Origin of the sequence: Variovorax beijingensis (assembly GCF_003951285.1) — a bacterium.
Lineage (GTDB): Bacteria > Pseudomonadota > Gammaproteobacteria > Burkholderiales > Burkholderiaceae_C > Variovorax > Variovorax beijingensis.
This window is the reverse complement of the sequence record NZ_RXFQ01000006.1, coordinates 361997-387710: the sequence shown is the minus strand read 5'-3', so window position 1 is coordinate 387710 and position 25714 is coordinate 361997. Positions and strand designations below refer to the sequence as shown.

At 66.5% G+C, this 25714-nt stretch carries 35 protein-coding genes and 1 tRNA gene; 7 read left to right on the top strand and 29 right to left on the bottom strand.

Annotated features, from left to right (window positions below; all coding sequences use genetic code 11):
• Positions 1–135: 135 nt before the first annotated feature.
• From EJO66_RS13295 to rplN, 18 genes are all read right to left on the bottom strand, one after another.
• Positions 136–212: transfer RNA gene (locus EJO66_RS13295), tRNA-Met, on the bottom strand.
• 18 nt (positions 213–230) lie between these two features.
• Positions 231–629, bottom strand: a complete 399-nt coding sequence (gene rplQ, locus EJO66_RS13290) for a 50S ribosomal protein L17 (RefSeq protein ID WP_015867792.1) — start codon at positions 627–629, stop codon at positions 231–233.
• Positions 630–715: 86 nt separating this feature from the next.
• On the bottom strand, positions 716–1705 hold the full coding sequence (locus tag EJO66_RS13285; RefSeq protein ID WP_009124827.1) for a DNA-directed RNA polymerase subunit alpha: 990 nt from the start codon (positions 1703–1705) through the stop codon (positions 716–718).
• A gap of 128 nt (positions 1706–1833) precedes the next feature.
• The gene (gene rpsD / locus EJO66_RS13280) at positions 1834–2457 is read right to left on the bottom strand and encodes a 30S ribosomal protein S4 (RefSeq protein WP_013544104.1); all 624 of its coding nucleotides are present in this window, start codon (positions 2455–2457) and stop codon (positions 1834–1836) included.
• A gap of 130 nt (positions 2458–2587) precedes the next feature.
• Positions 2588–2992, bottom strand: a complete 405-nt coding sequence (gene rpsK, locus EJO66_RS13275) for a 30S ribosomal protein S11 (protein WP_009124825.1) — start codon at positions 2990–2992, stop codon at positions 2588–2590.
• Between the two features lie 12 nt (positions 2993–3004).
• Complete coding sequence (rpsM, locus tag EJO66_RS13270) at positions 3005–3370, bottom strand: 30S ribosomal protein S13 (protein WP_013544105.1); 366 nt, start codon at positions 3368–3370, stop codon at positions 3005–3007.
• A 23-nt stretch (positions 3371–3393) separates the two neighbouring features.
• Complete coding sequence (gene rpmJ / locus EJO66_RS13265) at positions 3394–3507, bottom strand: 50S ribosomal protein L36 (protein WP_013544106.1); 114 nt, start codon at positions 3505–3507, stop codon at positions 3394–3396.
• 74 nt (positions 3508–3581) lie between these two features.
• On the bottom strand, positions 3582–4895 hold the full coding sequence (secY, locus tag EJO66_RS13260; RefSeq protein WP_124959015.1) for a preprotein translocase subunit SecY: 1314 nt from the start codon (positions 4893–4895) through the stop codon (positions 3582–3584).
• A gap of 26 nt (positions 4896–4921) precedes the next feature.
• Positions 4922–5353: a 50S ribosomal protein L15 gene (rplO, locus tag EJO66_RS13255; RefSeq protein ID WP_042577479.1), complete on the bottom strand. Its 432-nt coding sequence runs from the start codon at positions 5351–5353 to the stop codon at positions 4922–4924.
• A gap of 11 nt (positions 5354–5364) precedes the next feature.
• Positions 5365–5550, bottom strand: a complete 186-nt coding sequence (gene rpmD, locus EJO66_RS13250) for a 50S ribosomal protein L30 (protein WP_009124818.1) — start codon at positions 5548–5550, stop codon at positions 5365–5367.
• 35 nt (positions 5551–5585) lie between these two features.
• Entirely contained in the window at positions 5586–6104 is a 519-nt protein-coding gene (gene rpsE / locus EJO66_RS13245) for a 30S ribosomal protein S5 (RefSeq protein ID WP_124959016.1), read from the bottom strand.
• 18 nt (positions 6105–6122) lie between these two features.
• Positions 6123–6488, bottom strand: a complete 366-nt coding sequence (gene rplR / locus EJO66_RS13240; protein WP_021012927.1) for a 50S ribosomal protein L18 — start codon at positions 6486–6488, stop codon at positions 6123–6125.
• 14 nt (positions 6489–6502) lie between these two features.
• Positions 6503–7036, bottom strand: a complete 534-nt coding sequence (gene rplF / locus EJO66_RS13235; RefSeq protein WP_124959017.1) for a 50S ribosomal protein L6 — start codon at positions 7034–7036, stop codon at positions 6503–6505.
• A gap of 24 nt (positions 7037–7060) precedes the next feature.
• Complete coding sequence (gene rpsH, locus EJO66_RS13230; protein WP_021012928.1) at positions 7061–7456, bottom strand: 30S ribosomal protein S8; 396 nt, start codon at positions 7454–7456, stop codon at positions 7061–7063.
• A 20-nt stretch (positions 7457–7476) separates the two neighbouring features.
• Positions 7477–7782, bottom strand: a complete 306-nt coding sequence (rpsN, locus tag EJO66_RS13225; protein ID WP_015867798.1) for a 30S ribosomal protein S14 — start codon at positions 7780–7782, stop codon at positions 7477–7479.
• Positions 7783–7790: 8 nt separating this feature from the next.
• Positions 7791–8330 carry a 50S ribosomal protein L5 gene (gene rplE / locus EJO66_RS13220; protein ID WP_013544114.1) on the bottom strand — a complete coding sequence of 180 codons (540 nt, stop codon included), beginning with the start codon at positions 8328–8330 and terminating at the stop codon, positions 7791–7793.
• 11 nt (positions 8331–8341) lie between these two features.
• Positions 8342–8674 carry a 50S ribosomal protein L24 gene (rplX, locus tag EJO66_RS13215; RefSeq protein ID WP_015867799.1) on the bottom strand — a complete coding sequence of 111 codons (333 nt, stop codon included), beginning with the start codon at positions 8672–8674 and terminating at the stop codon, positions 8342–8344.
• A gap of 13 nt (positions 8675–8687) precedes the next feature.
• Positions 8688–9056 carry a 50S ribosomal protein L14 gene (gene rplN / locus EJO66_RS13210; protein ID WP_009124801.1) on the bottom strand — a complete coding sequence of 123 codons (369 nt, stop codon included), beginning with the start codon at positions 9054–9056 and terminating at the stop codon, positions 8688–8690.
• Between the two features lie 249 nt (positions 9057–9305).
• On the opposite strand from rplN, the gene EJO66_RS13205 reads away from it, so the two are divergent.
• Both EJO66_RS13205 and proC read left to right on the top strand, forming a co-directional pair.
• Positions 9306–10448: an esterase-like activity of phytase family protein gene (locus EJO66_RS13205; RefSeq protein ID WP_125965432.1), complete on the top strand. Its 1143-nt coding sequence runs from the start codon at positions 9306–9308 to the stop codon at positions 10446–10448.
• The gene (gene proC / locus EJO66_RS13200) at positions 10445–11302 is read left to right on the top strand and encodes a pyrroline-5-carboxylate reductase (RefSeq protein WP_125965431.1); all 858 of its coding nucleotides are present in this window, start codon (positions 10445–10447) and stop codon (positions 11300–11302) included. The genes EJO66_RS13205 and proC overlap by 4 nt, the downstream gene beginning before the upstream one ends.
• Before the next feature lie 6 nt (positions 11303–11308).
• On the opposite strand, the gene EJO66_RS13195 is transcribed toward proC, so the two are convergent.
• The 4 genes from EJO66_RS13195 to EJO66_RS13180 form a co-directional block, all read right to left on the bottom strand.
• Complete coding sequence (locus tag EJO66_RS13195) at positions 11309–11776, bottom strand: MaoC/PaaZ C-terminal domain-containing protein (protein ID WP_124959020.1); 468 nt, start codon at positions 11774–11776, stop codon at positions 11309–11311.
• Between the two features lie 19 nt (positions 11777–11795).
• A complete protein-coding gene (gene ubiA, locus EJO66_RS13190; RefSeq protein ID WP_125965430.1) occupies positions 11796–12656 on the bottom strand; it encodes a 4-hydroxybenzoate octaprenyltransferase in 861 nt (286 codons plus the stop codon).
• Positions 12657–12714: 58 nt separating this feature from the next.
• On the bottom strand, positions 12715–13290 hold the full coding sequence (locus EJO66_RS13185; RefSeq protein ID WP_124959022.1) for a Dps family protein: 576 nt from the start codon (positions 13288–13290) through the stop codon (positions 12715–12717).
• 141 nt (positions 13291–13431) lie between these two features.
• A complete protein-coding gene (locus EJO66_RS13180) occupies positions 13432–14397 on the bottom strand; it encodes a LysR substrate-binding domain-containing protein (protein ID WP_124959023.1) in 966 nt (321 codons plus the stop codon).
• A gap of 92 nt (positions 14398–14489) precedes the next feature.
• Here EJO66_RS13180 and EJO66_RS13175 point away from each other — a divergent pair, with 92 nt between their 5' ends.
• Positions 14490–15122 carry a LysE family translocator gene (locus tag EJO66_RS13175; RefSeq protein ID WP_125965429.1) on the top strand — a complete coding sequence of 211 codons (633 nt, stop codon included), beginning with the start codon at positions 14490–14492 and terminating at the stop codon, positions 15120–15122.
• Positions 15123–15132: 10 nt separating this feature from the next.
• On the opposite strand, the gene recG is transcribed toward EJO66_RS13175, so the two are convergent.
• Positions 15133–17262: an ATP-dependent DNA helicase RecG gene (gene recG, locus EJO66_RS13170; RefSeq protein ID WP_125965428.1), complete on the bottom strand. Its 2130-nt coding sequence runs from the start codon at positions 17260–17262 to the stop codon at positions 15133–15135.
• Positions 17263–17344: 82 nt separating this feature from the next.
• Here recG and queA point away from each other — a divergent pair, with 82 nt between their 5' ends.
• The 3 genes from queA to tgt are packed head-to-tail and all read left to right on the top strand — an operon-like array spanning position 17345 to position 20828.
• Positions 17345–18388: a tRNA preQ1(34) S-adenosylmethionine ribosyltransferase-isomerase QueA gene (gene queA / locus EJO66_RS13165; protein WP_124959026.1), complete on the top strand. Its 1044-nt coding sequence runs from the start codon at positions 17345–17347 to the stop codon at positions 18386–18388.
• A complete protein-coding gene (locus tag EJO66_RS13160; protein WP_125965427.1) occupies positions 18385–19635 on the top strand; it encodes a PQQ-dependent sugar dehydrogenase in 1251 nt (416 codons plus the stop codon). The genes queA and EJO66_RS13160 overlap by 4 nt, the downstream gene beginning before the upstream one ends.
• The gene (gene tgt, locus EJO66_RS13155) at positions 19632–20828 is read left to right on the top strand and encodes a tRNA guanosine(34) transglycosylase Tgt (protein ID WP_124959028.1); all 1197 of its coding nucleotides are present in this window, start codon (positions 19632–19634) and stop codon (positions 20826–20828) included. The genes EJO66_RS13160 and tgt overlap by 4 nt, the downstream gene beginning before the upstream one ends.
• Before the next feature lie 13 nt (positions 20829–20841).
• Here the strand turns inward: tgt and EJO66_RS13150 are convergent, their stop codons facing one another.
• Complete coding sequence (locus EJO66_RS13150; RefSeq protein WP_223262269.1) at positions 20842–21210, bottom strand: hypothetical protein; 369 nt, start codon at positions 21208–21210, stop codon at positions 20842–20844.
• 137 nt (positions 21211–21347) lie between these two features.
• On the opposite strand from EJO66_RS13150, the gene EJO66_RS13145 reads away from it, so the two are divergent.
• On the top strand, positions 21348–22130 hold the full coding sequence (locus EJO66_RS13145; protein WP_124959030.1) for an SDR family NAD(P)-dependent oxidoreductase: 783 nt from the start codon (positions 21348–21350) through the stop codon (positions 22128–22130).
• Positions 22131–22200: 70 nt separating this feature from the next.
• Here EJO66_RS13145 and EJO66_RS13140 read toward each other — a convergent pair whose 3' ends face one another.
• The 5 genes from EJO66_RS13140 to EJO66_RS13120 all read right to left on the bottom strand — a co-directional run bounded on the left by EJO66_RS13140 (position 22201) and on the right by EJO66_RS13120 (position 25626).
• Positions 22201–22581 (bottom strand): DUF3597 domain-containing protein, encoded by a 381-nt coding sequence (locus tag EJO66_RS13140; RefSeq protein WP_124959031.1) that lies wholly within the window; start codon positions 22579–22581, stop codon positions 22201–22203.
• 94 nt (positions 22582–22675) lie between these two features.
• Positions 22676–23797, bottom strand: coding sequence for a zinc ribbon domain-containing protein (locus EJO66_RS13135; RefSeq protein WP_124959032.1), 1122 nt, complete (start codon positions 23795–23797; stop codon positions 22676–22678).
• Between the two features lie 28 nt (positions 23798–23825).
• On the bottom strand, positions 23826–24623 hold the full coding sequence (locus tag EJO66_RS13130) for a DUF2145 domain-containing protein (RefSeq protein ID WP_125965426.1): 798 nt from the start codon (positions 24621–24623) through the stop codon (positions 23826–23828).
• Complete coding sequence (locus EJO66_RS13125; protein WP_164547824.1) at positions 24620–25078, bottom strand: hypothetical protein; 459 nt, start codon at positions 25076–25078, stop codon at positions 24620–24622. The genes EJO66_RS13130 and EJO66_RS13125 overlap by 4 nt, the downstream gene beginning before the upstream one ends.
• A gap of 41 nt (positions 25079–25119) precedes the next feature.
• Positions 25120–25626 (bottom strand): YiaA/YiaB family inner membrane protein, encoded by a 507-nt coding sequence (locus EJO66_RS13120; RefSeq protein WP_124959035.1) that lies wholly within the window; start codon positions 25624–25626, stop codon positions 25120–25122.
• Positions 25627–25714 lie beyond the last annotated feature (88 nt).

The window sequence follows — 25714 nt, the reverse complement described above, 5'->3', positions numbered from 1 at the left end:
GCGAGAAGCCGCCCGTGCGGCACAAACAAGAATGCCCTCTCGCGAGGGCATTTTTTATGGACGCATGGATCTGCGGATCCGAAGATCGTCGGCCAAAGAAAAAAGGCCCTTTGAAATTCAAAGGGCCTTTTAAATTGGTTGCGCGAGCAAGATTTGAACTTGCGACCTTTGGGTTATGAGCCCAACGAGCTACCAGGCTGCTCCATCGCGCGGCAAGATGGAATTATACCTTATTCAGCAGCGCCTTGCTCGGCGGCTTCTTCTTTAATTTCAGGACGGTCGACCAGTTCGACCAGCGCCATGGGTGCATTGTCGCCAACGCGGAAACCCATCTTCAGGATGCGGGTGTAGCCGCCCGGACGCGCTGCGAAACGCGGGCCGAGTTCACCGAAGAGCTTCACGACGCTGTCGCGATCGCGCAGGCGGTCGAAGGCCAGGCGCTTGTTGGCAACCGTGGGCTTCTTGGCGAGCGTGATCATCGGTTCGATAACGCGGCGCAGTTCCTTGGCCTTGGGGACCGTGGTCTTGATGACTTCGTGCTCGATGAGCGAATTCATCATGTTCTGCAGCATCGCAAGGCGGTGCGAGCTGGTGCGGTTGAGTTTGCGGAGTCCGTGTCCGTGACGCATGGTGCTTTCCTTTACTTTATTAAACAGGCAGCCGTATCAGGTACTGCCCGGTGCACGGGCCCTCGTGAGCCCACTTCTTCAAAAAATCAACGCTTGTCGAGACCGGCCGGCGGCCAGCTTTCAAGCTTCATACCCAAGGTCAGGCCGCGCGAGGCAAGCACTTCCTTGATTTCGTTGAGCGACTTGCGACCCAGGTTCGGGGTCTTGAGCAGCTCGTTCTCGGTGCGCTGGATCAGGTCGCCGATGTAGTAGATGTTTTCGGCCTTCAGGCAGTTGGCCGAACGCACGGTGAGCTCGAGCTCGTCGACAGGGCGCAGCAGGATCGGATCGAATTGCTGTGCGCTGCGCGGTGCCGGCGCATCGAATGCAGCCAGTTCGCCGCCTTCGAGCTGCGCGAACACGGCCAGCTGTTCGACCAGGATTTTAGCCGAGGCGCGCACGGCGTCTTCGGCGGTGATCGCACCGTTGGTTTCGATTTCGACCAGCAGCTTGTCCAGGTCGGTACGCTGTTCGACACGGGCGCTTTCGACCGTGTAGCTCACGCGCTTGACGGGCGAGAACGAGGCGTCCAGGACGATGCGGCCGATCGACTTGGTCGGCTCGTCGGCATAGCGGCGCATCGTGCCGGGCACGTAGCCACGGCCCTTTTCGACCTTGATCTGCATGTCGAGCTTGCCGCCTTGCGACAGGTGCGCGATCACGTGGTCGGGGTTGATGATCTCGACGTCGTGCGGGGTCTGGATGTCCGATGCCAGCACCGGGCCTTCGCCGTCCTTGCGCAGGCTCAGCGTGACTTCGTCGCGGTTGTGGAGCTTGAACACCACGCCCTTGAGATTCAGCAGGATGTTGACGACATCTTCCTGCACGCCGTCGATCGACGAGTATTCGTGCAGAACGCCGGCGATCGTGACTTCAGTGGCCGAATAACCGACCATCGACGACAGCAGGACGCGGCGCAGCGCGTTGCCGAGCGTGTGGCCGTAGCCGCGCTCGAAAGGCTCGAGCGTCACCTTGGCCTTGTTGGCGGCAAGTTGCTCGACCTGGATGGTCTTGGGTTTCAGCAGGGTGGTTTGCATGCAGACTTCCTCTCAATACCCCCGGCTCGTTACACCGGTAAGGCTGGTGAAGCACCCGTCGGGAGTGCCTCCCGATGGGAACAAAAAAATCAAAATCGGGCCGCGAAGCGCGGCCCGTTGTCGCCCGTTTAGCGCGAGTACAGTTCGACGATCAGCGATTCGTTGATGTCGGCTGCGAATTCGTCGCGATCGGGCACCTTCTTGAAGGTACCTTCGGCCTTGTCGGCGTTCACCTCGACCCAGGCCGGGATGCCGACTTGCTGGGCGAGCTGGAGCGCTTCGGCAATGCGGGTCTGCTTCTTCGACTTGTCGCGAACGGCGATCACGTCGCCGGTCTTCACCAGGTACGACGGGATGTTGACCGACTGGCCATTCACCGTGATCGCCTTGTGCGACACGAGCTGGCGTGCTTCGGCGCGCGTCGAGCCGAAGCCCATGCGGTAGACGACGTTGTCCAGGCGCGATTCGAGGATGAACAGCAGGTTGGCACCGGTGTTGCCGCGGCGGCGGTCGGCTTCTTCGAAGTAGCGGCGGAACTGCTTCTCGAGCACGCCGTACATGCGCTTGACCTTCTGCTTTTCGCGCAGCTGCAGGCCGTAGTCGGAGGTACGCTGACCCGAAGTGCGGCCATGCTGGCCGGGCTTGGAGTCGAACTTGGCCTTGTCCTGGATGGAGCGGCGGGCGCTCTTGAGGAACAGGTCGGTGCCTTCACGGCGGGAAAGTTTGGCCTTGGGGCCGAGGTAGCGTGCCACGATTTTTCCTTTGTGTCATCTGCCGCAGTTGCCTGCGGGAGCCATCGGCGAGGACGCGGATGGCGGTGGGCTTAGTAAAAAAACAAATGCGCAGCCGCTCAAAAGCCGGCTGCGCCTTGCGGACTGACGATCAGATGCGGCGACGCTTCTGGGGACGGCAGCCGTTGTGCGGAACGGGCGTCACGTCGGCAATGGAATTGATCCGGATGCCGAGCGCAGCCAGTGCGCGCACCGACGATTCGCGACCGGGGCCGGGGCCCTTGATCTCGACGTCGAGGTTCTTGATGCCTTGTTCGACAGCAGCACGGCCGGCCACTTCGGAAGCGACCTGCGCAGCGAACGGGGTCGACTTGCGCGAGCCCTTGAAGCCCTGGCCACCCGACGAAGCCCACGACAGGGCGTTGCCCTGGCGATCGGTGATCGTGATGATGGTGTTGTTGAACGAGGCATGCACGTGGGCGATGCCGTCCGCAACGTTCTTGCGAACCTTCTTGCGAACGCGCTGTGCGGCGTTGTTTGCAGGTGCTTTAGCCATGCTGGTCTATCCTTATTTCTTCAGGGACTGCGCAGCCTTGCGCGGACCCTTGCGGGTGCGGGCGTTGGTGCGCGTGCGCTGGCCGCGCATCGGCAGGCCGCGACGGTGACGGAAGCCGCGATAGCAGCCGATGTCCATCAAACGCTTGATGTTCATCGTCGTCTCGCGACGCAGATCGCCTTCGATGGTGAACAAGGCGATCTGGTCGCGGATCTTCTCGAGATCGGCGTCAGTCAGGTCCTTGATCTTCTTCGAATATTCGATGCCGCTCGCTTCGCAGATCTGACGGGCGCGGGTGCGACCGATGCCGAAGATGGCGGTCAGGCCGATTTCAGCGTGCTTGTGCGGCGGAATGTTGATGCCAGCAATACGTGCCATGTGCGTCCTCTAATACTCTTCAATCAACCCTGGCGCTGCTTGTGGCGCGGGTCGGTGCAAATCACACGCACCACACCTTTACGGCGGATGACCTTGCAATTACGGCAGATGGTTTTGACCGAAGCCGAAACTCTCATTTCATTCTCCTAAAACTGTTTAACGTGGCGGTACACCGCCCATACCCAAATTCTCAATACTGAAACTCACAGCCCTACGATGTCTTGAAGTTGGCCTTCTTCAGCAGCGATTCGTACTGCTGGGACATCATGTAGTTTTGCACCTGGGCCATGAAGTCCATCGTGACGACCACGATGATCAGCAGGGAGGTACCACCGAAGTAGAACGGTACGTTGTACTTCAGGATCAGGAACTCGGGCAGCAGGCAGACGAAGGTGATGTACACCGCGCCGGCCAACGTCAGGCGAACCAGAATCTTGTCGATATAGCGAGCGGTCTGGTCACCCGGACGAATGCCCGGAATGAATGCACCGCTCTTCTTGAGGTTGTCGGCCGTTTCCTTGCTGTTGAACACGAGCGCCGTGTAGAAGAAGCAGAAGAAAACGATCGCGGCAGCGTACAGCAGCACATAGATCGGCTCGCCCGGACGCAGCGCGCCGGCAATGTCCTTGATCCAGCCGAAACCACCTTCGCCGGTGCTGAACCAGCCGACCACCGTTGCGGGCAGCAGGATGATCGACGAGGCGAAGATCGGCGGAATCACACCGGCCATGTTCAGCTTCAAGGGCAGATGCGACGACTGGCCGCCATAGACCTTGTTGCCGACCTGGCGCCGCGCATAGTTCACGAGGATCTTGCGCTGGCCGCGTTCGACGAACACCACGAAGTAGGTGACCAGCACCACGATCGCGATGATGAACAGCGCGATGATCGGATTCATCGCACCGGTGGTCACCAGCGAAGCGAGGCCGCCAATGGCGCTCGGCAGGCCGGCGGCGATACCTGCAAAGATCAGGATCGAGATGCCGTTGCCGAGGCCGCGTTCGGTGATCTGCTCGCCGAGCCACATCAGGAACATCGAACCTGCCGTGAGGCTCACCATGGCGGTCAGGCGGAAGCCGAAGCCGGGGGAGTTCACCAGGCCGGCCGAAGACTCGAGCGCCACTGCAATGCTGAACGACTGGAACAGGGCCAGGCCGAGCGCGCCATAGCGCGTGTACTGCGTGATCTTGCGGCGGCCGGCCTCGCCTTCCTTCTTCAATTGCTCGAAGGTCGGAACCACGTAGGTCATCAGCTGCATGATGATCGACGCCGAGATGTACGGCATGATCCCCAACGCGAACACGGTGAAGCGCGACAGCGCCCCGCCCGAGAACATGTTGAACAGGCTCAGGATGCCGCCCTGCTGGCCCTGGAACAACGCCGCCAGCTGGTCCGGGTTGATGCCCGGCACAGGAATGTGCGCGCCGATCCGATAGACCACGAGCGCGAGCAGCAAGAAGACGAGCCGGCGACGCAGGTCGCCGAACTTGCCTGTCTTTGCGATCGTTGCCGCGTTAGTTGCCACGAAGAACTTCTTTCAGTCCGGTGTGATCAGGCGACGCTGCCGCCGGCTGCTTCGATCGCAGCCTTGGCACCGGCGGTTGCACCCACGCCCGTCAGCTTGACGGCCTTGGTGAGTTCACCGGTCTTGACGATCTTGACGACCTTGGCGAGCTGGCCCACGAGGCCGGCTTGCTTGAGCGCCAGGACATCCACTTCGGCCAGGCCAAGCTGCTCGAGGGCAGTCAGCGTGACTTCGGCGTTGAACTTCAGCAGGTGCGACTTGAAGCCACGCTTGGGCAGGCGGCGCTGCAGCGGCATTTGACCGCCTTCGAAGCCGACCTTGTGGAAACCGCCTGCGCGCGACTTCTGACCCTTGTGACCGCGACCTGCGGTCTTGCCGATACCGGAGCCGATACCGCGGCCGACACGGCGCTTGGCGTGCTTGGCGCCAGCTGCCGGCTTGATGCCATTGAGTTCCATATCAGTCTCTCTTACAGAACTTTGACCAGATAACTGATCTTGTTGATCATGCCGCGCACCGCCGGGGTGTCCTGCAGCTCGCTCACGCTGTTGAGCTTGCGCAGGCCGAGGCCACGCACGGTCGCGCGATGCGATTCCTTGGTACCAATCGGGCTCTTGACCAATTGCACCTTGAGGGTTTGTTGTTGCGTCGTCATTTGAATGCTTCCTTCAGCCTTGCGAGAGCTTGCGCTCAGGCGAAGATTTCTTCGACGGTCAGGCCGCGCTTGGCAGCCACTTCGGACGCGGTCGTCGAGTTCTTCAACCCGTCGAGCGTGGCGCGAACCATGTTGTAGGGGTTCGACGAACCATGGCTCTTGGCCACGATGTCGGTGATGCCCATGACTTCGAACACGGCGCGCATCGGGCCGCCGGCGATGATGCCGGTACCCTTCGGGGCGGGGATCATGACGACCGAAGCGGCGCCATGGTGACCCGTCACGCGGTGATGCAGCGTGCCGTTCTTGATCGAGATCTTGGCCAGGTTGCGGCGGGCTTCTTCCATCGCCTTCTGCACGGCAGCAGGCACTTCCTTGGACTTGCCCTTGCCCATGCCGACGCGGCCGTCGCCGTCGCCCACGACGGTGAGTGCTGCGAAACCGAGGATACGACCACCCTTCACCACCTTGGTGACGCGGTTGATCGCGATCATCTTCTCGCGCAAACCGTCTTCAGGGCCTTCGTTCTGCGTTCTTGCTTGAATCTTTGCCATTTTGAATCTCGTGTCCGTTTAGAACTGCAGGCCGGCTTCGCGGGCAGCGTCGGCCAGCGCCTTGACGCGGCCGTGGTACGCGAAACCAGCGCGGTCGAAGGCGACCTTCTCGACGCCGGCAGCCTTCGCCTTTTCAGCGATGCGCTTGCCGATGGCCGTTGCAGCGGCGGCATTGCCGCCCTTGCCCGAGCCGCCGAGTGCAGCGCGCACTTCGGCTTCGGCCGTCGATGCGGTGGCGATCACCTTGGTGCCGTCGTCGGAGATGACGGTGGCATAGATGTGCAGGTTGGTGCGGTTCACCGTCAGACGGGCCACACCCTGCGTCGCGATGCGGATGCGGGTCTGGCGCGAGCGGCGAAGACGCTGTGCTTTTTTGGTCAACATCATTTTGCTGCCCCTTACTTCTTCTTGGTCTCTTTGATCACGATCTTCTCGTCCGAATAACGGATGCCCTTGCCCTTGTAGGGCTCAGGCGGACGAACAGCGCGGATCTCAGCGGCGATTTGACCAACGCGCTGACGGTCAGCACCCTTGATCACGATTTCGGTCGGGGTCGCAGTGGCCACCGTGATGCCTTGCGGCATGTCGATGTTGACCGGGTGCGAATAGCCGACTTGCAGGTTCAACTTGTTGTTGGAGGCTGCAGCCTTGTAGCCGACGCCGACCAGGTTGAGCTTCTTCTCGAAGCCCTTGGTCACGCCAACCACCATGTTGTTCACCAGCTGACGGATCGTGCCGCTCATCGCGTTCGCTTCACGCGACTCGTTGGCGGGCTCGAAATTCAGCTTGCCGTCGTTGCTGACGATCTTGACCAGGGGGTTGCGCGCGAGGGCGAGCGTGCCGCCCGTGCCCTTGACGCTGATCTGGTCTTCCTTGATCGACACATCCACGCCTGCGGGGATGGTGATCGGCATTTTTCCTACTCGGGACATTTCAGTTACTCCTCGATGTCTCGGTTAGGCGACGTAGCACAGCACTTCGCCACCGACACCGGTAGCGCGCGCCTTGCGGTCGGTCATCACGCCCTTGGGGGTCGTGACGATCGCGACGCCGAGGCCGTTCTGGACTTGCGGAATGGAAGCGCTGGCCTTGTAGACGCGCAGGCCGGGACGGCTCACGCGCTCGATGCGCTCGATGACCGGACGGCCGGCGTAGTACTTCAGGGTGATGACGAGTTCGGACTTGCCGTCTTCGGTCTTGACCTGGAAACCGTCGATATAGCCTTCGTCCTTCAGGACCTGCGAGATCGCGATCTTCACCTTGGAAGACGGGACCGACACAGTGGGCTTCGCCACCATCTGCGCGTTACGGATACGCGTCAGCAGGTCGGCAATGGGATCACTCATGCTCATGTTGTTTGCTCCTGCCTGGCTTACCAGCTGGCCTTGGTGACACCGGGGATGTCGCCATTGAAGGCCAGTTCGCGGATCTTGGCGCGGGCCAGACCGAATTGACGGAAGGTGCCACGGGGGCGACCGGTGATTTCGCAACGGTTGCGCTGACGCGTGGGGTTCGCGTTGCGCGGGAGCTTCTGCAGGCCCAGGCGGGCAGCAGCGCGCTCTTCGTCGCTCTTCTTCAGGTCGTTGGAAATTGCCTTCAGTTCCGCGTGCTTCGCAGCGTACTTGGCGACCAGCTTGTCGCGCTTGAGTTCGCGTTGGATCAGGGATTGTTTAGCCACGGTGCGCCTCAGTTCTTGAACGGGAAACGGAAACCAGCGAGAAGCGCCTTGGCTTCTTCGTCGGTCTTGGCCGTCGTCGTGATGCTGATGTTGAGACCGCGCAGGGCATCGACCTTGTCGTATTCGATCTCGGGGAAAATGATCTGTTCCTTGACGCCGATGTTGTAGTTGCCACGGCCGTCGAACGCACGGCCGGAAATGCCGCGGAAGTCGCGAACACGCGGCAGCGCGATGGTCACGAAACGGTCCAGGAACTCATACATCTGCACGCCACGCAGCGTGACCATGCAGCCGATCGGCTGGTTTTCGCGGATCTTGAAACCGGCGATGGCCTTCTTCGACTTGGTGACCACGGGCTTCTGGCCGGCGATCTTGGTCAGGTCGGCAACTGCGTTGTCCAGGACCTTCTTGTCGGCGACAGCTTCGCCCACGCCCATGTTGAGCGTGATCTTGGTGAGGCGGGGGACCTGCATCGGCGACTTGTAGCCGAACTTTTCCGTCAGGTCTTTCGCGATCTTTTCGCGATAGTGTTGTTGGAGACGTGCCATGTGAGTACCTCTTAGGCGAACTTGATTTCGTCGCCGCTCGACTTGAAGACGCGAACAGCCACGCGCTTGCCGTCAGCACCCTGGGTGATCTTGATGCCCACGCGATCGGCCTTGCCGGTCGCGGCATTGAAGATCGCCACGTTGGATTGGTGGATGGGCATGGTCTTCTCGACGATGCCGCCGGTCGTACCCTTGAGGGGGTTCGGCTTGGCGTGCTTCTTGACGATGTTCACGCCCTCGACGACGAGGTGCGAATCATCCTTGCGCAGCGAGACGGTGCCGCGCTTGCCTTTGTCGCGCCCGGCCAACACGATGACCTGGTCGCCTTTGCGAATCTTGTTCATGGCGTTGTTGTCCTTAGAGAACTTCGGGGGCCAGCGACACGATCTTCATGAACTTTTCGGTGCGCAGCTCGCGCGTCACCGGTCCGAAGATGCGGGTGCCGATCGGCTCCAGCTTGGCGTTGAGCAACACGGCTGCGTTGCCATCGAATTTGACGAGCGAGCCGTCGGCGCGACGGATGCCCTTGGCGGTGCGGACCACCACTGCGCTGTAGATCTCGCCCTTTTTGACGCGACCACGCGGAGCGGCTTCCTTGATGCTCACCTTGATGACGTCGCCCACGCTGGCATAACGCCGCTTGGAGCCACCGAGCACCTTGATACACAGGACGGACTTCGCGCCTGTGTTGTCGGCCACTTCGAGCCGGGATTCAGTTTGGATCATTGCTAGTAGTTCCCAACTTGTACCGATGCGCCTCCGGGAGGGAAACGCTGCGGTCAGTCTTGGGCCCGTCGTCCGCACCTCGAACCACTCGAGGCACTTCCGCTTTGGGCTGAAAGCTTCGCCTTTTTTGAAGCGAAGCCTGCGATTGTTGCACGCAGGCAAAGGCATGTCAACTGCCTTCTGAGATCGAATTGGACTGGAACTAGACTCGGCGGCGTGCGCACCTTCGATCCTGGCCCCACATCGTCCATGCGCCGCCGGCTGCTGGCGGGCGCGGGCGCCATGGCGGCGGGGCTCGCAGGGCTGGGATTGGCCGGCTGCCGCAGTCCGGCCAGCCCCCCCGCGGGGCCGGCGCGGCTGCGCCGCCTGGCCGAGGCGCACTGGCCGCACCGGCTGAATATACAGGGCACGACCGCCGGCGGCCTCTCGGGCATCGACTACGACGCGGAGAGAAGTGAGTACCTGCTGCCAAGCGACGATCGGTCAGACCTCGACCCTGCGCGTTTCTATGTGGTGCAATGGGCATCTCCCTGGGCGCAGCCACCCGAACCGAAAGGTGTCGTGCGGCTGCAACGTCCTGGTGGCGGCCCCTGGCCCGCACGGCGCCGCGCCGAGCCCGGCATCCCGGTTCCGGACCCCGAATCGCTGCGCCTGCGCCCAGGCGCCGGAACCCTGCTCTGGACGAGCGAAGGCGACGTCGGGCGGGGATTCGGCCCGGCCTTGTACGAGTCGGCGCGGGACGGCCGCCTGCTGCGCGAGTTCGCGCTGCCGGCCATGTTCAACCCCGATCCGGCGCAGCGCAGCGGCCCGCGCGACAACCTGGGTTTCGAGGGCCTGGCGCTGACGCCGGACGGCCGCCACGCCTGGCTTGGCATGGAAAACGCGCTGCTCCAGGACGGCCCGGTTCCCACCACGCGGACGCCGGGCGGCCCCTGCCGGCTGACCCTGGTCGACCTGGAGACCGGCCAGGCCACGCGCCAGATCGCCTATGTTCCCGATGCGATTCCGTTGCGGCCGCTCGTTCCCGGCAGCCATGCCGACAACGGCATCAGCGAGATCCTGATGCTCGACGCCGACCGCATGCTGGTGCTGGAGCGCGCCTATGCCACCGGCGCCGGAAACTCGCTGCGCCTCTACGAGATCGATACCCGCAACGCCACCGACGTGCTGGCGATCGACGCGCTCGCCGAGGGCAACCACCGCGCCGCGGCGAAGACGCTGATCGCCGACTTCGCCTCGCTCGGCCTTTCGCGCCTCGACAACACCGAGGGCATGTGCTGGGGACCGCCGCTTGCGGACGGCAAGCGCACGCTGGTGGTCGTGAGCGACGACAATTTCAACCCGCTGCAGACAACCCAGTTCGCGGCATTCGAATACACCGACCGACCATGACCATCGCCGTCACCTTCCTGCCCCGCACCGCACCGCCGCCGCTGCCTCCGATCGCCTTCATCGGCGGCGGCAACATGGCCAGCGCCATCATCGGCGGCCTCATCAAGCAGGGTACGCCCGCCAGCACCTTCGAGGTGGTCGAGCCTTTCGAGGAAGCCCGCACCAGGCTCGCGCAAGCCTTCGGCATTGCCGCCCACGCCGAGGCCGGCGACGCCCTTTCGCGCTGCGCCGTGGTGGTGTGGGCGGTCAAGCCGCAGACTTTTGCGGACGCTGCCGCCCCGGTGCGCGCGTTCGCGGCCAACGCACTGCACCTGAGCGTGGCGGCCGGCATTCCGTCGGGCAGCATCGCGCGCTGGCTCGGCAGCGAACGCGTGGTGCGCGCCATGCCCAACACGCCGGCGCTGGTGGGCCAGGGCATGACCGGCCTCTATGCGCGAGCCGCGGTGGACGCCGCCGACCGCGCCCTGGTCGGACAGCTGCTGGCGCCGACCGGCGAGCTGCTCTGGGTCGACGACGAAGCCGCGCTCGACGCAGTGACGGCCATGTCCGGCTCCGGCCCCGCCTATGTGTTCTATTTCATCGAGGCCATGACGGAGGCCGGCGTCGAGATGGGCCTGCCGCTCGAGCAGGCCCAGCGGCTGGCCATCGGCACCTTCACCGGCGCTTCGGCGCTTGCGCACAGCGCCACCGAGCCGCCGTCGGTGCTGCGCGAGCGCGTGACGTCGAAGGGTGGCACCACCCATGCGGCGATCACCTCGCTCGAGGGCGCCGACGTCAAGGCAAAGTTCAAGGCCGCCATCCGCGCGGCGCAGAAGCGCGCCGCCGAACTGGGCGAGGAATTCGGCCGCGCCTGAGCCTCGTCAGGCCGCCAATGCGCGCGGCCCGAGGAAGACCAGCCACTCGGCCGCCAGCGTGACGGTGCCGTCCTCGAGCTCGAGCAGCACCGCCTCCTTCAACAGGAAGCTGTCGCCGGGCTTGGACGCCACCTCGAGAATGCGCACACGTGCCCGGAAGCGCGCACCGACCGGCATCGGCCTGACGAAGCGCAAGCGGTCGAATCCATAGTTCAGCGCGTGGTTCGCATCGAAGGGCAGCAGCGTCCGCATGGCCTCGCCGGTCAGCCGGATCAGGTGCGACACCTGGAAGAAGCCCGGCACGATCGTTCCGCCGTAGCTCGCCTCGCGTGCGGCGCGCTCCGGATCGAGGTGGATCCATTCGCCCTCGCCGTCGCCCGACAGCGCCGCGTAGCGGTCGACCATCTCCTGCGTGATGAGGTGCCATCCGGACAGGCCTTCCTGGCCGATCTTCTGCGTCAGGCGATCGAGCATGTGCGTCCTGTCTGTCTAGCTAGCGAATGGCGTAGCCGGCCGCGATGCCGGCAAACACGGTGAAGCCCAGCCAGTGGTTCAGCCGGAAGGCCTTGAAGCAGCCGTCGCGGGTGCGCTCGCGGATCAGCCGCCAGTGCCAGGCGGCCTGCGCCAAGGCGATGCCGATGGCCGCGAAGAACACGGCCCCCAGGCCCCGGCTCGCGCCCGCCCACGCCCAGACGGCCAGGAAGATGCCGTAGCTCGCCATGACGGCCGCCACGTCGAGGCGGCCGAAGGTGATGGCCGAGGTCTTCATGCCGATCTTGAGGTCGTCGTCGCGGTCGACCATCGCGTACTCGGTGTCGTAGGCCAGCACCCAGAACAGGTTGCCGGCCAGCAGCCAGGCGGCGAACACGGGCACGCTGGCCTGCACTGCCGCAAAGGCCATCGGAATGCCGAAGCTGAAGGCAATGCCGAGCACCGCCTGCGGAACCGACACGAAGCGCTTGGCGAAAGGATAGGCCAAGGTGATGGCCAGCGCTGCGAACGACCACAGGATGGTGAGCCGGTTGGTCGTGAGCACCAGCCCGAAGGCCAGGAGCGCCAGCACCGCGCCCAGCGCGAGCGCCTCCCTGACCGACACCGCGCCGCTGGTCACCGGCCGCTGGGAGGTTCGCTTCACATGGCGATCGAAGTCGCGGTCGGCCACGTCGTTGACACAGCAGCCCGCGCTGCGCATCAGGATGGTGCCCAGCACGAACACGGCCAGCAGGTGCCAGCCCGGCCAGCCTTCGGCCGCGAACCACAGCGCGCCCAGCGTGGGCCACAGCAGCAGCAGCCAGCCGGCGGGGCGGTTCCAGCGGATCAGGTCGAGATAGAGCGCAAAACGGCGGGCAAGCATGCGGCGGGCAAAAAAAGAGCGGCCATTGTGCCGCTCCTGGGTTCCCGGGCTCGGGCGATCAATCTTCGAGCAGCGAGCGCAGCATCCAGGCGGTCTGGTCGTGCACGGTGCAGCGCGCGGTCAGCATGTCGGCCGTCGGGTCGTCGCCGGCTTCCTCGGCCACGGGGATGAATTCGCGCGCGATGCGCGACACGGTTTCGTGGCCCTTGACCAGGATGCGCACCATCTCCATCGCCTTGGGCGGGGTCTGGGGCACGTCGGGCACGGTGGCGATCTTGCTGAACTCGGCGTAGGAGCCCGGCGCGTAGTGGCCAAGGGCGCGAATGCGTTCCGCGAGCACGTCGGTGGCGCCCCAGAGCTCGGTGTACTGGCCCATGAACATCGCATGCAGCGAATTGAAGTGCGGCCCCGTCACGTTCCAGTGGAAGTTGTGGGTCGTGAGGTAGAGCGTGTAGGTGTCGGCCAGCACGCGGCTCAGGCCCTCGGCAATGGCGGCGCGGTCCTGCCGCTCGATGCCGATGTTGATGAGGGGCGCATTGCGGCTGCCGGATTCCTGCGCCACCACGGCGCCGCCCTTCTTGGGCACCTTGCCGGACGATGAGGACAACGATGTTTTCTTCGATGCTTTGGCCATGGCTGGAAACTCTTTCTTCAGGTTTTGCTGAACACGCCGTTATTCTGAAAGCCGACCCGCGGCTTCGCAACAGCGCCACTCTATCCCGGCGATCAACGAATTCGAACGGCCGCCGCGTAGGCCAAGTTCGCGTCTTTCCTTCTACGACAGCCGTTTGACACCCGGCAGCTCGCACGCATAGATCGCGTTGCGCAAGGCCGCGATCGCCTCGTAGCGCGTGAAGGTGCGGCGCCAGGCCAGCACCACGCGCCGCGTCGGCGGATCGCGGTCCTGCGCGTCGCGCACCGGCAGGTAGCGCACCATCTGCTCGGGCTCCTTGCGCCCCTTGACCTTGGGCTTGAGCGCTTCGGCCGGTACCGACAGGCGCGGCACCAGCGTCACGCCCATGCCCGACGCCACCATGTGCTTGATGGTCTCGAGCGACGAGCCCTCGAAGCTCTTGCGGATGCCCTCGGCGTTGCTCGAGAAGCGCGCGAACTCGGGGCACACCTCGAGCACGTGGTCGCGAAAGCAATGGCCGGTGCCCAGCAGCAGCATGGTTTCGTTCTGCAGCTCTTCCGAAGTGATCGACTCGCGGTCGGCGAACTTGTGCTTCACGGGCAGCGCCGCCATGAAGGGCTCGTCGTAGAGCGGCGCCATGGCCAGGCCGGTGTCGGGGAAGGGCTCGGCCATGATCGCGCAGTCGATCTCGCCGGCACGCAGCATCTCGAGCAGCTTGGCGGTGAAGTTCTCCTGCAGCACCAGGGGCATCTGCGGCGTACGCGCAATCACCTGGCGCACCAGGTCGGGCAGCAGGTACGGGCCGATGGTGTAGATCACGCCGAGGTTCAGCGGGCCCGCCAGCGGATCCTTTCCGCGCTTGGCGATTTCCTTGATGCTGGCGGCCTGGTCGAGCACGCTCTGCGCCTGCTGGACGATCTGCTCGCCGAGCGGCGTGACGGTGACTTCGCCCGCGCTGCGCTCGAAGAGCTTGACCTCGAGTTCGTCCTCGAGCTTCTTGATGGCCACCGAGAGAGTGGGTTGGGAGACGTAGCAGGCCTCGGCTGCCTTGCCGAAGTGCCGTTCACGGGCCACTGCGACGATGTATTTGAGTTCGGTGAGAGTCATAGCTTGCGTCAATTATGCGCAAGCGACCGTGACCGGACATTGTCTGGGGTCGGCCTGCAGATAATGGTGGCCCCATCGACACCGGTGCAGCCATGACCTTGTCCACCTATCTGCTGTTCCTGCCGGCCTGCTTCGCCATCAACATGGCCTTCGGCCCCAACAATCTGCTGTCGGTCACCAACGGCGCGCGCCACGGCGTTTCGCCGGCGGTCATCGCGGCCGGCGGGCGCCTCGCGGCCTTCGCCATCATGATCGCCATCGCGGGCCTGGGCATGGGCGCGGTGCTGGTCGCGTCGGAGCTGGCCTTCGACGTCATCAAGTACATCGGCGCCGCCTACCTTGTGTGGATCGGCATCCGCCTGCTGCGCGCCCCGGCGCCGGCGGCCGAAGCGCAGGCATCGGACGCGGCAGCGCCACCCTCGATGCGTGCGCTGGTGCGCCAGGAGTTCACCGTGGCGGCGGGCAATCCCAAGGCGATCCTGGTGTTCACGGCCTTCTTTCCGCAGTTCGTGGTGCCGGGGGCCTATGCCACCAGCTACCTGCTGCTGGGCACCACCTTCCTGCTGCTCGAAGTGGTCGCGATCGCGCTCTACGCGATGCTCGGCGCCCGCATGCGCCGGCTCGCCAGCGGCAGCCGCGCGATGCGCTGGTTCAACAAGGTGAGCGGCAGCATGATGGTCGGCTTCGGGCTGCTGCTGGCCTTCACGCGCCGCCCCGCCGCCTGAGGAAGCGCGTTCAGGCTTTCAGGTACTCCGCCTTGGTGCCGAGCCAGCGGTCGATGTGGCGCTGGGCCAGCTCGGGGTGCTTGTCGAGCATCAGCGGCGCGAGTTCGCGCGCCCAGTCGAGCAGCATCGTGTCGGTGCTGAGGTCGGCAAAGCGCAGCAGCGGCGCGCCCGACTGGCGCGCGCCCAGGAATTCGCCCGGGCCGCGGATCTCGAGGTCGCGCCGCGCAATCTCGAAGCCGTCGCCGGTTTCGGCCATGGCCTTGAGCCGGGCGCGGGCCGCTTCGCCGACGCGGCCGCTGTCGCCCGGCGCGTAGAGCAGCACGCAGGCCGAAGCCGCGGCGCCGCGGCCCACGCGGCCGCGCAGCTGGTGCAGCTGCGAGAGCCCGAAGCGCTCGGCATGCTCGATCACCATCAGCGAGGCGTTCGGCACGTCCACGCCCACCTCGATCACCGTGGTGCTCACCAGCACCTGGATCTCGTTGGCCGTGAAGGCCGCCATCACCGCCTGCTTCTCGGCCGTGGGCATGCGCGAATGCAGCAGCCCGACGTTGACGGCCGCGCCGAGCGCATCGGCGAGCTCGTCGCGCGTCTCGGTGGCGTTGCGCAGGTCGACCGCCTCGCTCTCCTCGATCAGCGGGCAGACCCAGTAGACCTGCCGGCCCTGGGCGATCTGCGCCTGGATGCGGTCGATCACCTCGTCGCGCCGGTGGTCGGCCACCAGCTTGGTGACGATGGGCGTGCGGCCCGGCGGCAGCTCGTCGAGCGTGGAAACGTCCAGGTCGGCGTAGTAGCTCATCGCCAGCGTGCGCGGGATCGGGGTGGCGCTCATCATCAACAGGTGCGGCTCGAGATGGCCCACGGCCTTGCCGCGCAGCGCCAGGCGCTGCGCCACGCCGAAGCGGTGCTGCTCGTCGATGATCGCCAATGCGAGGTTCTTGAAGCGCACCTTCTCCGAGATGACCGCGTGGGTGCCGATGACCAGGGCCGCCTCGCCGCTCTCGACCGCGGCCGACATCGCGTCGCGCTCCTTCTTCTTCTGGCTGCCGGTGAGCCAGGCCACGCGCAGGCCGCGCTCGGCCAGGAGCGGATCGAGCCAGCCGACCAGCTTGCCGAAGTGCTGGGCCGCGAGGATTTCGGTCGGCGCCATCAGCGCGCACTGAAAGCCCGCGTCGATGCAGCGCGCCGCCGCGAGCGCCGCCACCACCGTCTTGCCCGAGCCCACATCGCCCTGCAGCAGGCGGTGCATCGGGATCTCGCGGCCGAGGTCGCGCGTGATCTCCTCGCCCACGCGCTGCTGCGCGCCGGTCAGGCCGAAGGGCAGCACCGCGAGCAACTGCGCATGCAGCGAGCTCGCCTGCGGCTCGGCCGAGGAAGGCAGCATCGGTGCCCGCTGCGCCGCGCGCTCCAGCCGCGCCTGCAATTGCGAGAGCTGCTGCGCCAGCAGCTCTTCCGCCTTGATGCGCTGCCATGCCGGATGGCTGTGGTCTTCGAGCGTGGCCATGGCCACGTCGGGCGTCGGGTAGTGCAGGAAGGTCAGCGAACTGCGCAGGTCCCAGGCGCCGCGCCATCCGATCTGCACGGGAATCGTCTCGTCGAGCACCGCACGCGCCAGGCCCGAGCGCACCTCGCGCCGGAGCACCGGCTGCGGGAGGCCCGCAATGGTCGAGTAGACCGGCGTCAGCGCCTGCGGCAACGCCGTGCCGGCCGCCTTGACGGCGGGATGCATCATCTGCCGCCCGACGAAGCCGCCGCGCATCTCGCCCCGCACGCGCACACGCGCGCCGGCGGCCAGCTGCTTCTGCTGCGAGGGATAGAAGTTGAAGAAGCGCAGCTGGCAGGTGTCGCTGCCGTCGTCGATGGTGGCGATCAGCTGCCGGCGCGGGCGGAACACCACCTCGCATTCGGTCACCACGCCCTCGACCTGGGCCATGTCGCCGTCGCGCGTGTCGGCCAGGCGCACGATGCGCGTCTCGTCTTCGTAGCGCATCGGCAGGTAGAGCGCGAAGTCGATGTCGCGCACCAGGCCGAGCTTGCGCAGCGCGCGCTGCACGGCGCTCAGCCCGGCCCCGGGCGCGGCCGGGGCGGCAGCGGGCGGGCTTGTGGTCTTTTCGGGCGGCACGGACTTCGCGGAAGCGGGCATGGGACAATTCTGCCCGGCTCCGGCCACGTCCCACTCATCTTCCATGCCTCCTTGGCACGGGCCCGTCCGGCCCTCAAGCACCATGCGCGCCTTCACGCTTTCCGATTTCGATTTCGACTTGCCGCCCGAACTGGTGGCGCAACACCCGGCCCCCGAACGCACGTCCTCCCGCCTTCTCGACGGCACCGGCAGCACCCCGGTCGACCGCATCTTCAAGGGCCTGCCCTCGCTGCTGCGCGCGGGCGACCTGCTGGTCTTCAACGACACGCGCGTGGTCAAGGCGCGCCTGTTCGGGGAGAAGCCGACCGGCGGCAAGCTCGAGCTGCTGGTCGAGCGCGTGCTGCAGGGCCACGAAGTGGTGGCGCACATGAAGGTCAGCAAGAAGCCGCCCGTGGGCACCACGCTGCAGATGGTCGGCGGCTTTCGCGCGACGCTGCTGGGCCGTTGGCCGGAGGAAGACGGCGCGCTGTTCCGCTTCGGCTTCGAGAGCGACGCCGGCGAAGACCCCTATGCGCTGATGGCCCGCTGCGGCCACGTGCCGCTGCCGCCCTACATCACGCACACCGATTCGGCCGACGACGAGCGCCGCTACCAGACCGTGTTCGCGCGCGTGCCGGGCGCGGTGGCCGCCCCGACCGCCGCGCTGCATTTCGACGAGGCGCTGCTGGCGGAGCTCGAAGCGCGCGGCGTGCAGCGCGCCAGCGTCACGCTGCACGTGGGCGCCGGCACCTTCCAGCCGGTCAAGACCGAGAACATTTCAGAGCACACGATGCACGCCGAGCGCTACGAAGTGCCCGAGGCCACGCAGCGCGCGATTGCCGACTGCAAGGCGCGCGGCGGCCGTGTGGTCGCGGTCGGCACCACCACCGTGCGCACGCTCGAATCGTGGGCCAGGAGCGGCGAGGCCACGGGCGACACGCGCATCTTCATCACGCCGGGCTTCGTGTTCGAGCACGTCGACCTGCTGGTCACCAACTTCCATTTGCCGAAGAGCACGCTGATGATGCTGGTCTCGGCCTTTGCGGGCTACGAGCACGTGATGGCGCTCTATGCCCACGCCATCGCTCAGCATTACCGGTTCTTCAGCTACGGCGACGCCATGCTGCTGGCGCGCGCTTCCGCATGAACACCAGCGCCATCCGCTCCGCGCTGGCCGCGCTCGCATTCGGATGCGCGCTGCTGCTGCCCGTGGCCGTCCAAGCACGCGGCTACACCCCGCAGGGGCTGTGCGGCGTCTATGCGCGGCTCGACATCGGCAGCCCCGCGGGCACCTGCGTCGCGCTGCTGGCCGACGAGGCCCAGGGCCTGCGTGCGCCCCGGCGCATCCTCGAGGTGGCGCCGGGCCGCTACTGGGTCGTCGACATGGGCTCGTGGGAGCCGCGCCGCGGCCGCCTGCTCGAGATGGTGCTGCCCACCGAAGGGCCTGCGCCGCGGCGTGCGCGCTTGAGCGTGCTGGCCGAGCAGCTCGACCGGCCCCTGGGCCTCGTTGCCGGACCCGACGGCAAGATCTACGTCGGCGAGTCGGGCGCGGTCTGGCGCACGCCGATCCCTTCTTCGCCTGGCGGCGCGCTGCAGCGCGAGACGGTGATCGACGGCCTGCCGGGCGACGGCACGCATCCGCTCAAGGAACTGGCCTTCGGACCGGACGGGCGGCTCTACGTCAACGTCGGCTCCGACTCCGATGCCTGCCGCGATGCGTCGTCGAAGCAGTACCCGCTGCCCTGCCCCGACCTGGCCGGGCCGAAGCCGCGCGCCGCCGTGTACGAGGCCGTGCTCGCCGGGCCGGACCACAAGCTGCAGAGCTTCAAGCCCTTTGCCACCGGCCTGCGCAACTCGGTCGCCTTGACCGTGCTGCCGGACGGCCCCGCCAGGGGCACCGTGCTGCAGGGCGAGAATTCCATCGACTACGAAGACGTGGGCCAGCCGCCCGAAGAGCTGAACCGGCTGCAGGCCGGGCGCGACTACGGCTGGCCCTATTGCGTGGGCAACCGGCAGCCCGCGCGCGGCTACGAGAGCCGGCCGGGTTGCAAGGCCACCGAGGCGCCGCTGATGCTCTGGCCCGCGCACGCCGCGCCGCTGCAGATGATCACCGGGCCCGCGGGCAGCCGCTTCGCGGGCCAGCTGCTGGTCGCCTGGCGCGGCCACCAGCCGCCCGGCCACCGCGTGGTGGGCTACAGGCTCGACGCGCGCGGCCTGCCGTCGGGCAAGCCGGTCGAATGGCTCGCCGGCTGGAGCCCCAAGCCCGGCGTGCGCCCGATGGGCCGCCCCACCGGCATCACCGTCGACCGGCAGGGCCGCCTGCTCGCCGTCGAAGACTTCAACCGTACCATCCTGATGCTGCTGCCGGACACCGGCGCCGCCCTCCAGAAATGACCGCCACCACGTCCCTGCCGCGCCTGAAGTTCGAACTTCTCAAGACCGATCCCGCGAGCCACGCGCGCCGCGGCACGCTCACGCTCAACCATGGCGTGGTGCAGACGCCGATCTTCATGCCCGTGGGCACCTACGGCACCGTCAAGGGCGTGATGCCGCGCAGCCTCGAGGAGATGGGCGCGCAGATCATCCTGGGCAACACCTTCCACCTGTGGATGCGCCCCGGCCTCGACGTGATGGCCAGCTTCGGCGGGCTGCACCAGTTCGAGAAGTGGAACAAGCCCATCCTCACCGACTCGGGCGGCTTCCAGGTCTGGTCGCTGGGCGCGATGCGCAAGATCAGCGAGGAAGGCGTGAAGTTCGCCTCGCCCGTCAACGGCGACAAGCTGTTCCTCACGCCCGAGGTCTCGATGCAGATCCAGACCATCCTCAACAGCGACATCGTGATGCAGTTCGACGAGTGCACGCCCTACGACACCAAGGGCCACATCACGACCGAGGCCGAGGCGCGCATCTCGATGGAGCTGAGCCTGCGCTGGGCCAGGCGCTGCCAGCACGAGTTCGCGCGGCTTCAGAACCCCAACGCGCTGTTCGGCATCGTGCAGGGCGGCATGTTCGAGAACCTGCGCGAGGAATCGCTCGCGGCGCTGGTGGAGATGGACTTTCCGGGCTACGCCATCGGCGGCGTGAGCGTGGGCGAGCCCAAGGAGGAGATGCTGCACATCATGGGCCACACGCCGCACCGGCTGCCCGCGAACAAGCCGCGCTACCTGATGGGCGTGGGCACGCCCGAAGACCTGGTGCAGGGCGTGGCCGACGGCGTCGACATGTTCGACTGCGTGATGCCCACGCGCAATGCGCGCAACGGCACGCTGTTCACGCGCTTCGGCGACCTGAAGATGCGCAATGCGCGCCACAAGAACGATCCGCAGCCCATCGACCCGAGCTGCACCTGCCATGCCTGCGCGGGCACCTCGGGCGTTTCGTGGAACGACGGCGGGCGCGAGGGCTTCAGCCGCGCCTACCTGCACCACCTCGACCGCTGCGCCGAGATGCTCGGGCCGATGCTCGCCACCATCCACAACCTGCACTATTACCTGAACCTGATGCGCGAGATCCGCGAAGCGCTCGAGGCGGGCACGTTCACGGAATTCCGCGCGCGCTTCAAGTCGGAGCGCGCGCGCGGCGTCTGACGCGCAGGGCAAGCTACTTCGGCGGCTGGATCGCGAGTGGCGTGGCATGGGGCTCGATGCGCAGCAGTTCGTTCCTGAAGACCACGATCTGCCTGAGCGGCGCCTGCACCAGCGCGCCGCTCGCGTCCTTGTGCGAGGCGTACTGCCACAGCGTGAGCTGGCCCTTGGCCGCGAGCTGAGCGGCCAGCCGTTCCACGGCCGGGTTGGAGCCCGGGCCCAGCTGCGCCGCATCGGCGCCCACGATCACCTCGTCGCGCGGCGAGACCACCTTGAAGAGCTGCATGGAGGCCGCCGCCTGGGCGCGCACGGAGCGCACCGCCAGAGCGGCGGGAAGAAGCGCGACCCCAAGGAGGGTGCGGCGGGGAAGCGTGTTCGTCGTCATGGAGAAGGAGCGTAGCCACGCGCGCCCGCGCCGGCCATTCGCCGTAAGCCATACGCCTGCCGGCGGCCCCTCGCCCGGCAGGGGCACGCCCATCCGGTACGCTTGCCGCCCGTGTCCATCGCCGTTGCTGCATTCACATGACCGACGCATCACCACTTTCGCCCTACACCGCCCGCTATCCCTCGCTGGCCGGCCGCACCGTCTTCATCTCCGGCGGCGCCAGCGGCATCGGCGAGGCGCTGGTGCGGGCCTTCCATGCGCAGGGCGCGAAGGTCGGCTTCTGCGACCTCGATACGGCCGCCGGCACCGCGCTCGCGGCGCAGCTGCAGGGCGGCACGCCCGCGCTGTTCCGCGAATGCGACGTGACCGACATGGCGGCGCTCGCAGCCACCATCGCCGCGGTACGCGCGCAATTCGGCCCGATCGGCGTGCTGCTCAACAATGCCGCCAACGACCGGCGCCACGAGATGGCCGACGTCACCAGCGAGGACTTCGACCGCCTCGTGGCCGTCAACTTCAAGCACCAGTTCTTTGCCGCGCAGGCCGTAGCCGACGACATGCGCGCGCTGGGCGGCGGCTCGATCATCAACTTCGGCTCGATCAGCTGGATGATCAAGGGCCGGGGCTACCCGGTCTACCAGGCCTGCAAGGCGGCCGCGCGCGGCCTCACGCGCTCGCTGGCGCGCGACCTGGGCAAAGAGAACATCCGCGTCAATTCGATCGTGCCGGGCTGGGTGATGACCGAGCGGCAGGTCAGGCTGTGGGTCAAGCCCGAGTCGGCCGCGGAGATCGATGCGGCGCAATGCCTGCCGGGGCGCGTGATGGCGCAGGACATCGCCGCGATGGCGCTGTTCCTGGCGGCCGACGATTCACGCATGTGCACCGCGCAGGACTACGTGGTGGATGCCGGCTGGACCTGAAGCCTCTTGTCGCCCTTCAAAGCAAAAAGCCCGGCATGCCGGGCTTTTTGCTTTGTGCATTGCGCGCAGATCAGTCGCGCAGTTCCGCCGGCACCTTGCCGCCGTTGGCGGCCAGCTTGGTCATGACCTGGCGATGCAGCCAGATGTTCATCTTGGCGCTGTCGCTGGTGTCGGCGCCGTAGCTCAGTTCGGCGGCGAGCTGCTTGCGTGCGTCGAGGCTGCTGTCCAGGCCGAGCAGCTTCATCAGGTCGACGATCGACGTGCGCCAGTTCAGGCTGCTCGCACCGGGCATGCCGTCGAGCAGGGCCTCGACGTCCACCACCGTGATGGCGGGCGGCGGTGCCGCGGCGGCGGGTGCGCCTGCGGGCGCCGGGGCTGCCGGAGCAGCAGGTGCGGGGGCGGCGTTCGCGGAAGGAAAGATCTTGGAAAGGATGCTGCCGAAAATGCTCATGCTTTTTGCTCCGTCGAGGTTGATGGCTGACTGAAAACCGCGGCAGCGTGCGTGCCGCAGCCGGCGGTTGTAGCACGCGCATGCGGCGGCGCCGCTACACGGCCGGCTTCAGCGGCCCGCCGGGCGTGAACGAATCCACAGACCCGGGCGCCGATCCACCGGCCGCTGCCTGCGGCACGCGTGGCAGCGCGGAGGTACCGCAGGCATGGCAGAACTTCGAGAACGCGCTCTTGCGCGTCTCGCACTGGCCGCAGTGGTCGAACAGGCCGATGCCGCAGTGCGGGCAGAAGTCGATCTCGTCGTTCTTCAGGTCCACCGGGCGTTCGCAGCCGGGACACACGCCCTTGCCGAGCCGCGCGAGCGCGACGTCGTAGCTGAGTTCCTCGCGCCGGACCTGGTCGGGCTGCTGCTCGGCGAGCTTCTGGCGCGCGAGGTAGGCGTTGAGCGCCACGATCGCATAGCGCCCGACGAGCACCGTGACCAGAATGCCCACCACGTAGCGCACATAGCCGCCGTAGCTCGGCAGGTAGGGCACCAGTTCGACGAAGAAGGCGAACAACGCGAAGAAGATGAAACCCCAGACGAAGGGCCAGTAGGTGCTCTTGCGCTTCTTTGCGAACAGCCAGCCCGCCACGACCAGCAGCGGCAGCGTGAGCGCAAGGCGGTAGGCGAACACGCGCAGTTCGACGCGGCGGTACTCGGCGTCGAGTTTTTCCCGCGCATCGCGCTCCAGCAGCGACAGCGCTTCGCGGGCGCGCTGCTCGGCGTGGCGCGCGTCGAGCACGACCTGCTGCTGCGCATTCACCAGGCGCTGGACCTCGTCTTCCTTCTGCTTGAAGGCATCGAGCGCCTTGGTGCGTGCGATCAGCTCCGTGTCCTGGTCGGGCTGCGCGGTGGCGCGCCGCGTGGCGATCCAGTTGCCGAAGGTCTCTCGGGCGTTGGCGCTGGCCTGCCGCGCAGCGCTCTGCTGCAGGCGGACCTGCTCCAGCTCCCGTGTCGCCTGCAGCTCGGCGGCCTCCGACGCCTTGATGGTGCTGCGCAGCGGCTCGGCCGCGGGGCGGTCGATGAAGTCGTCGAGCTCGAGCGCCCGCTCGACCTGCGGCAGGTCGTCCACGATGGCGCCGCCGAGTCCGATCAGGAAGCTCGCGAACGCCAGCGCCACGAGCCAGAGCCCGCGACGAAACCATTTTTCGGACAGACGCAATGACTTGCTCATTTCATTCTTTCGGTGAGAGAGAGATTTCTTACTGCAGCTTGAACGCCACCGGCGCCGCGCCGAGCCCCGCGCGCGGCATCCATGCGAACACCGAGTCGACCGTCACCGTCTCGATGCGGTCCGAGAACCGCTTCTCGTTCGGATGGTCGTCGAAAGCCACGTTGGCCGAGCCCACGCGGCCGCCCAGCCGCGTGAGCGGGCCGAGCCGCAATGCGGTCGGTTCGTAGCCCTTGAACTGCATCCACGCCTGCGCCTGCGTGCGGCTGCCGATGGTGGCGGGCTCCATGGCCGCGGCCAGCGTCTCGACCGCCCACTGGTTCGACTGCTGGTACTTCTGCCCCCAGGCGTAGCTCACGATGCTGTAGGACGAGATGTTCAGCCGCACGATGCGCGCGGGCGGCTCATGGAGCGCGGCCAGCAGCTGCGTTTGCACGGCGGGCGTGGGCACCACCCAGGCGGCCTCGTAGCGCCACAGGTCGTCGAGGAAGAACTCGCCGAGCCCCTGCCGGTAGACCGCGGCCACGGCGGTGCCGCACTGGTTGAGCTTGTGCACCACGCGCCATGGACCCTCGTCGGTCTTGTAGGCGATGCCCAGGTGCGAATAGCGCAGGCCGTACTTGCCCAGGTCCTGCCCGGCGCGCGCCAGCAGCACGACGCGCGCGCCGCTGGCATCGAGCTGCTGCGAGGTGCGCTCGGCCAGCTGCATGCCCTTGACGATCAATTCGGCGGCTGGCCTGGCCTGTTCGCAGGAGCGGCCGGCCTGCGCCTGCAGCGGCAGTGCCGCCGCGAGCGCCAGCAGGAGCGCAGGAAAGGCCGTGCGCTTCACGACAGCCTCTCGTTGTGCAGCAGCGCGCGGCCGATGGCATTGGGCACGAAGGCCAGCACCTCGCCCGCGGCCGACAGCACGACGCCGCTGCCGATGACGCTGACCAGGACACCCGTGCCCACCGCCGCCGACACGCCGTTGGCGGCGCGCCCCATCACCTTGACGCTGGCACGCGCGCCGTCCGAGGCACGCTCCAGCAAATAGACGGTGCCATCGGCCGAAGCCTCGACCGCCACCACGGTGAGCATCGAGCCACCCACCGAGAGTGCGGCAGGCAGCGCGACCACGGCCGTCGCGGAGGCGCCCACCGCCGAAGCGGCACCCACGACCGAGGCCACCGGCAGCAGCGAGAGTGCGGCCGAAGCCTCGCTCTGCGCCTGGGCATGAAGGGGCAGCGTGGCGCCCGCGAACGCGGTGCAGGCGGCAACCAGAAGCGCAGCAACGGATTTTTTCATGGCGGTCTTTCGTGGATTGATGAAGAAGAAAAAAGCAGCGCTCATTCGGCCGAGCCGGCAGCAGCGGCTTCCTGGCGGGCGGCGCGGCGGCCTTGCAGGCGCGCGTCGACCAGGTCGGCCTCGTGGCGGTCGCGCAGGGTCTTGGCCAGCGTGAAGGCCGAGCTGATCAGGAACAGCCAGCTCACACCGAGGAAGGCCTTGTAGGCGTCGTTGATCTCCATGCGGACCAGGCCCCAGCCGGTCAGGCCCATCGCGGTGAAGAAGCTGCCCCAGACCACCAGGCGCCACATCGGCACGTCGCGGCTTGCCGTCGTGCCGCCGGCGCCCGCCTGCTGGCTGTCGCGCACGAACTTGGCCAGCATGAAGGCGGTGCTCAGGCAGAACACATAGCCCATCACCATGAACGCACGGTCCAGCGCCTCGCCCGGCAGCCAGCTCAGGCCGGTGGCACACAGGAACACGGCGATTGCGAACGAAGCCCAGGCCTGGAATTGCCAGGCCCGCGTGTCGCGCTGGATCGAAACGGTGGTGGAAGGGAAGGTTTGCATGAGTGCCTCGCGGCGTAGTGAAGGTGAGCGAATGATGGTTCGCTCCCGCACTGCGGGGCTCGAATACTTCGACCAGTTCCGGTTTGAG

Excerpts from the sequence above, each read along its gene's own strand:
- ubiA (WP_125965430.1), bottom strand. The coding sequence starts at position 12,656 with ATGCTTGCCCGCCGTTTTGCGCTCTATCTCGACCTGATCCGCTGGAAC.
- recG (WP_125965428.1), bottom strand. The coding sequence starts at position 17,262 with ATGCCCGCTTCCGCGAAGTCCGTGCCGCCCGAAAAGACCACAAGCCCG.
- EJO66_RS13160 (WP_125965427.1), top strand. The coding sequence starts at position 18,385 with ATGAACACCAGCGCCATCCGCTCCGCGCTGGCCGCGCTCGCATTCGGA.
- EJO66_RS13205 (WP_125965432.1), top strand. The coding sequence starts at position 9,306 with ATGCGCCGCCGGCTGCTGGCGGGCGCGGGCGCCATGGCGGCGGGGCTC.
- rpmD (WP_009124818.1), bottom strand. The coding sequence starts at position 5,550 with ATGACGACGCAACAACAAACCCTCAAGGTGCAATTGGTCAAGAGCCCG.
- EJO66_RS13125 (WP_164547824.1), bottom strand. The coding sequence starts at position 25,078 with ATGAAAAAATCCGTTGCTGCGCTTCTGGTTGCCGCCTGCACCGCGTTC.
- EJO66_RS13140 (WP_124959031.1), bottom strand. The coding sequence starts at position 22,581 with ATGAGCATTTTCGGCAGCATCCTTTCCAAGATCTTTCCTTCCGCGAAC.
- EJO66_RS13185 (WP_124959022.1), bottom strand. The coding sequence starts at position 13,290 with ATGGCCAAAGCATCGAAGAAAACATCGTTGTCCTCATCGTCCGGCAAG.
- proC (WP_125965431.1), top strand. The coding sequence starts at position 10,445 with ATGACCATCGCCGTCACCTTCCTGCCCCGCACCGCACCGCCGCCGCTG.
- rpsM (WP_013544105.1), bottom strand. The coding sequence starts at position 3,370 with ATGGCACGTATTGCTGGCATCAACATTCCGCCGCACAAGCACGCTGAA.
- rplX (WP_015867799.1), bottom strand. The coding sequence starts at position 8,674 with ATGAACAAGATTCGCAAAGGCGACCAGGTCATCGTGTTGGCCGGGCGC.
- rplF (WP_124959017.1), bottom strand. The coding sequence starts at position 7,036 with ATGTCCCGAGTAGGAAAAATGCCGATCACCATCCCCGCAGGCGTGGAT.
- rpsH (WP_021012928.1), bottom strand. The coding sequence starts at position 7,456 with ATGAGCATGAGTGATCCCATTGCCGACCTGCTGACGCGTATCCGTAAC.
- rpmJ (WP_013544106.1), bottom strand. The coding sequence starts at position 3,507 with ATGAGAGTTTCGGCTTCGGTCAAAACCATCTGCCGTAATTGCAAGGTC.
- tgt (WP_124959028.1), top strand. The coding sequence starts at position 19,632 with ATGACCGCCACCACGTCCCTGCCGCGCCTGAAGTTCGAACTTCTCAAG.
- EJO66_RS13180 (WP_124959023.1), bottom strand. The coding sequence starts at position 14,397 with ATGACTCTCACCGAACTCAAATACATCGTCGCAGTGGCCCGTGAACGG.
- EJO66_RS13150 (WP_223262269.1), bottom strand. The coding sequence starts at position 21,210 with ATGACGACGAACACGCTTCCCCGCCGCACCCTCCTTGGGGTCGCGCTT.
- rpsK (WP_009124825.1), bottom strand. The coding sequence starts at position 2,992 with ATGGCTAAAGCACCTGCAAACAACGCCGCACAGCGCGTTCGCAAGAAG.
- rplN (WP_009124801.1), bottom strand. The coding sequence starts at position 9,056 with ATGATCCAAACTGAATCCCGGCTCGAAGTGGCCGACAACACAGGCGCG.
- rplO (WP_042577479.1), bottom strand. The coding sequence starts at position 5,353 with ATGGAACTCAATGGCATCAAGCCGGCAGCTGGCGCCAAGCACGCCAAG.
- rplQ (WP_015867792.1), bottom strand. The coding sequence starts at position 629 with ATGCGTCACGGACACGGACTCCGCAAACTCAACCGCACCAGCTCGCAC.
- EJO66_RS13195 (WP_124959020.1), bottom strand. The coding sequence starts at position 11,776 with ATGCTCGATCGCCTGACGCAGAAGATCGGCCAGGAAGGCCTGTCCGGA.
- EJO66_RS13285 (WP_009124827.1), bottom strand. The coding sequence starts at position 1,705 with ATGCAAACCACCCTGCTGAAACCCAAGACCATCCAGGTCGAGCAACTT.
- EJO66_RS13145 (WP_124959030.1), top strand. The coding sequence starts at position 21,348 with ATGACCGACGCATCACCACTTTCGCCCTACACCGCCCGCTATCCCTCG.
- rplE (WP_013544114.1), bottom strand. The coding sequence starts at position 8,330 with ATGGCACGTCTCCAACAACACTATCGCGAAAAGATCGCGAAAGACCTG.
- queA (WP_124959026.1), top strand. The coding sequence starts at position 17,345 with ATGCGCGCCTTCACGCTTTCCGATTTCGATTTCGACTTGCCGCCCGAA.
- EJO66_RS13120 (WP_124959035.1), bottom strand. The coding sequence starts at position 25,626 with ATGCAAACCTTCCCTTCCACCACCGTTTCGATCCAGCGCGACACGCGG.
- rpsE (WP_124959016.1), bottom strand. The coding sequence starts at position 6,104 with ATGGCAAAGATTCAAGCAAGAACGCAGAACGAAGGCCCTGAAGACGGT.
- EJO66_RS13135 (WP_124959032.1), bottom strand. The coding sequence starts at position 23,797 with ATGAGCAAGTCATTGCGTCTGTCCGAAAAATGGTTTCGTCGCGGGCTC.
- rplR (WP_021012927.1), bottom strand. The coding sequence starts at position 6,488 with ATGTTGACCAAAAAAGCACAGCGTCTTCGCCGCTCGCGCCAGACCCGC.
- EJO66_RS13175 (WP_125965429.1), top strand. The coding sequence starts at position 14,490 with ATGACCTTGTCCACCTATCTGCTGTTCCTGCCGGCCTGCTTCGCCATC.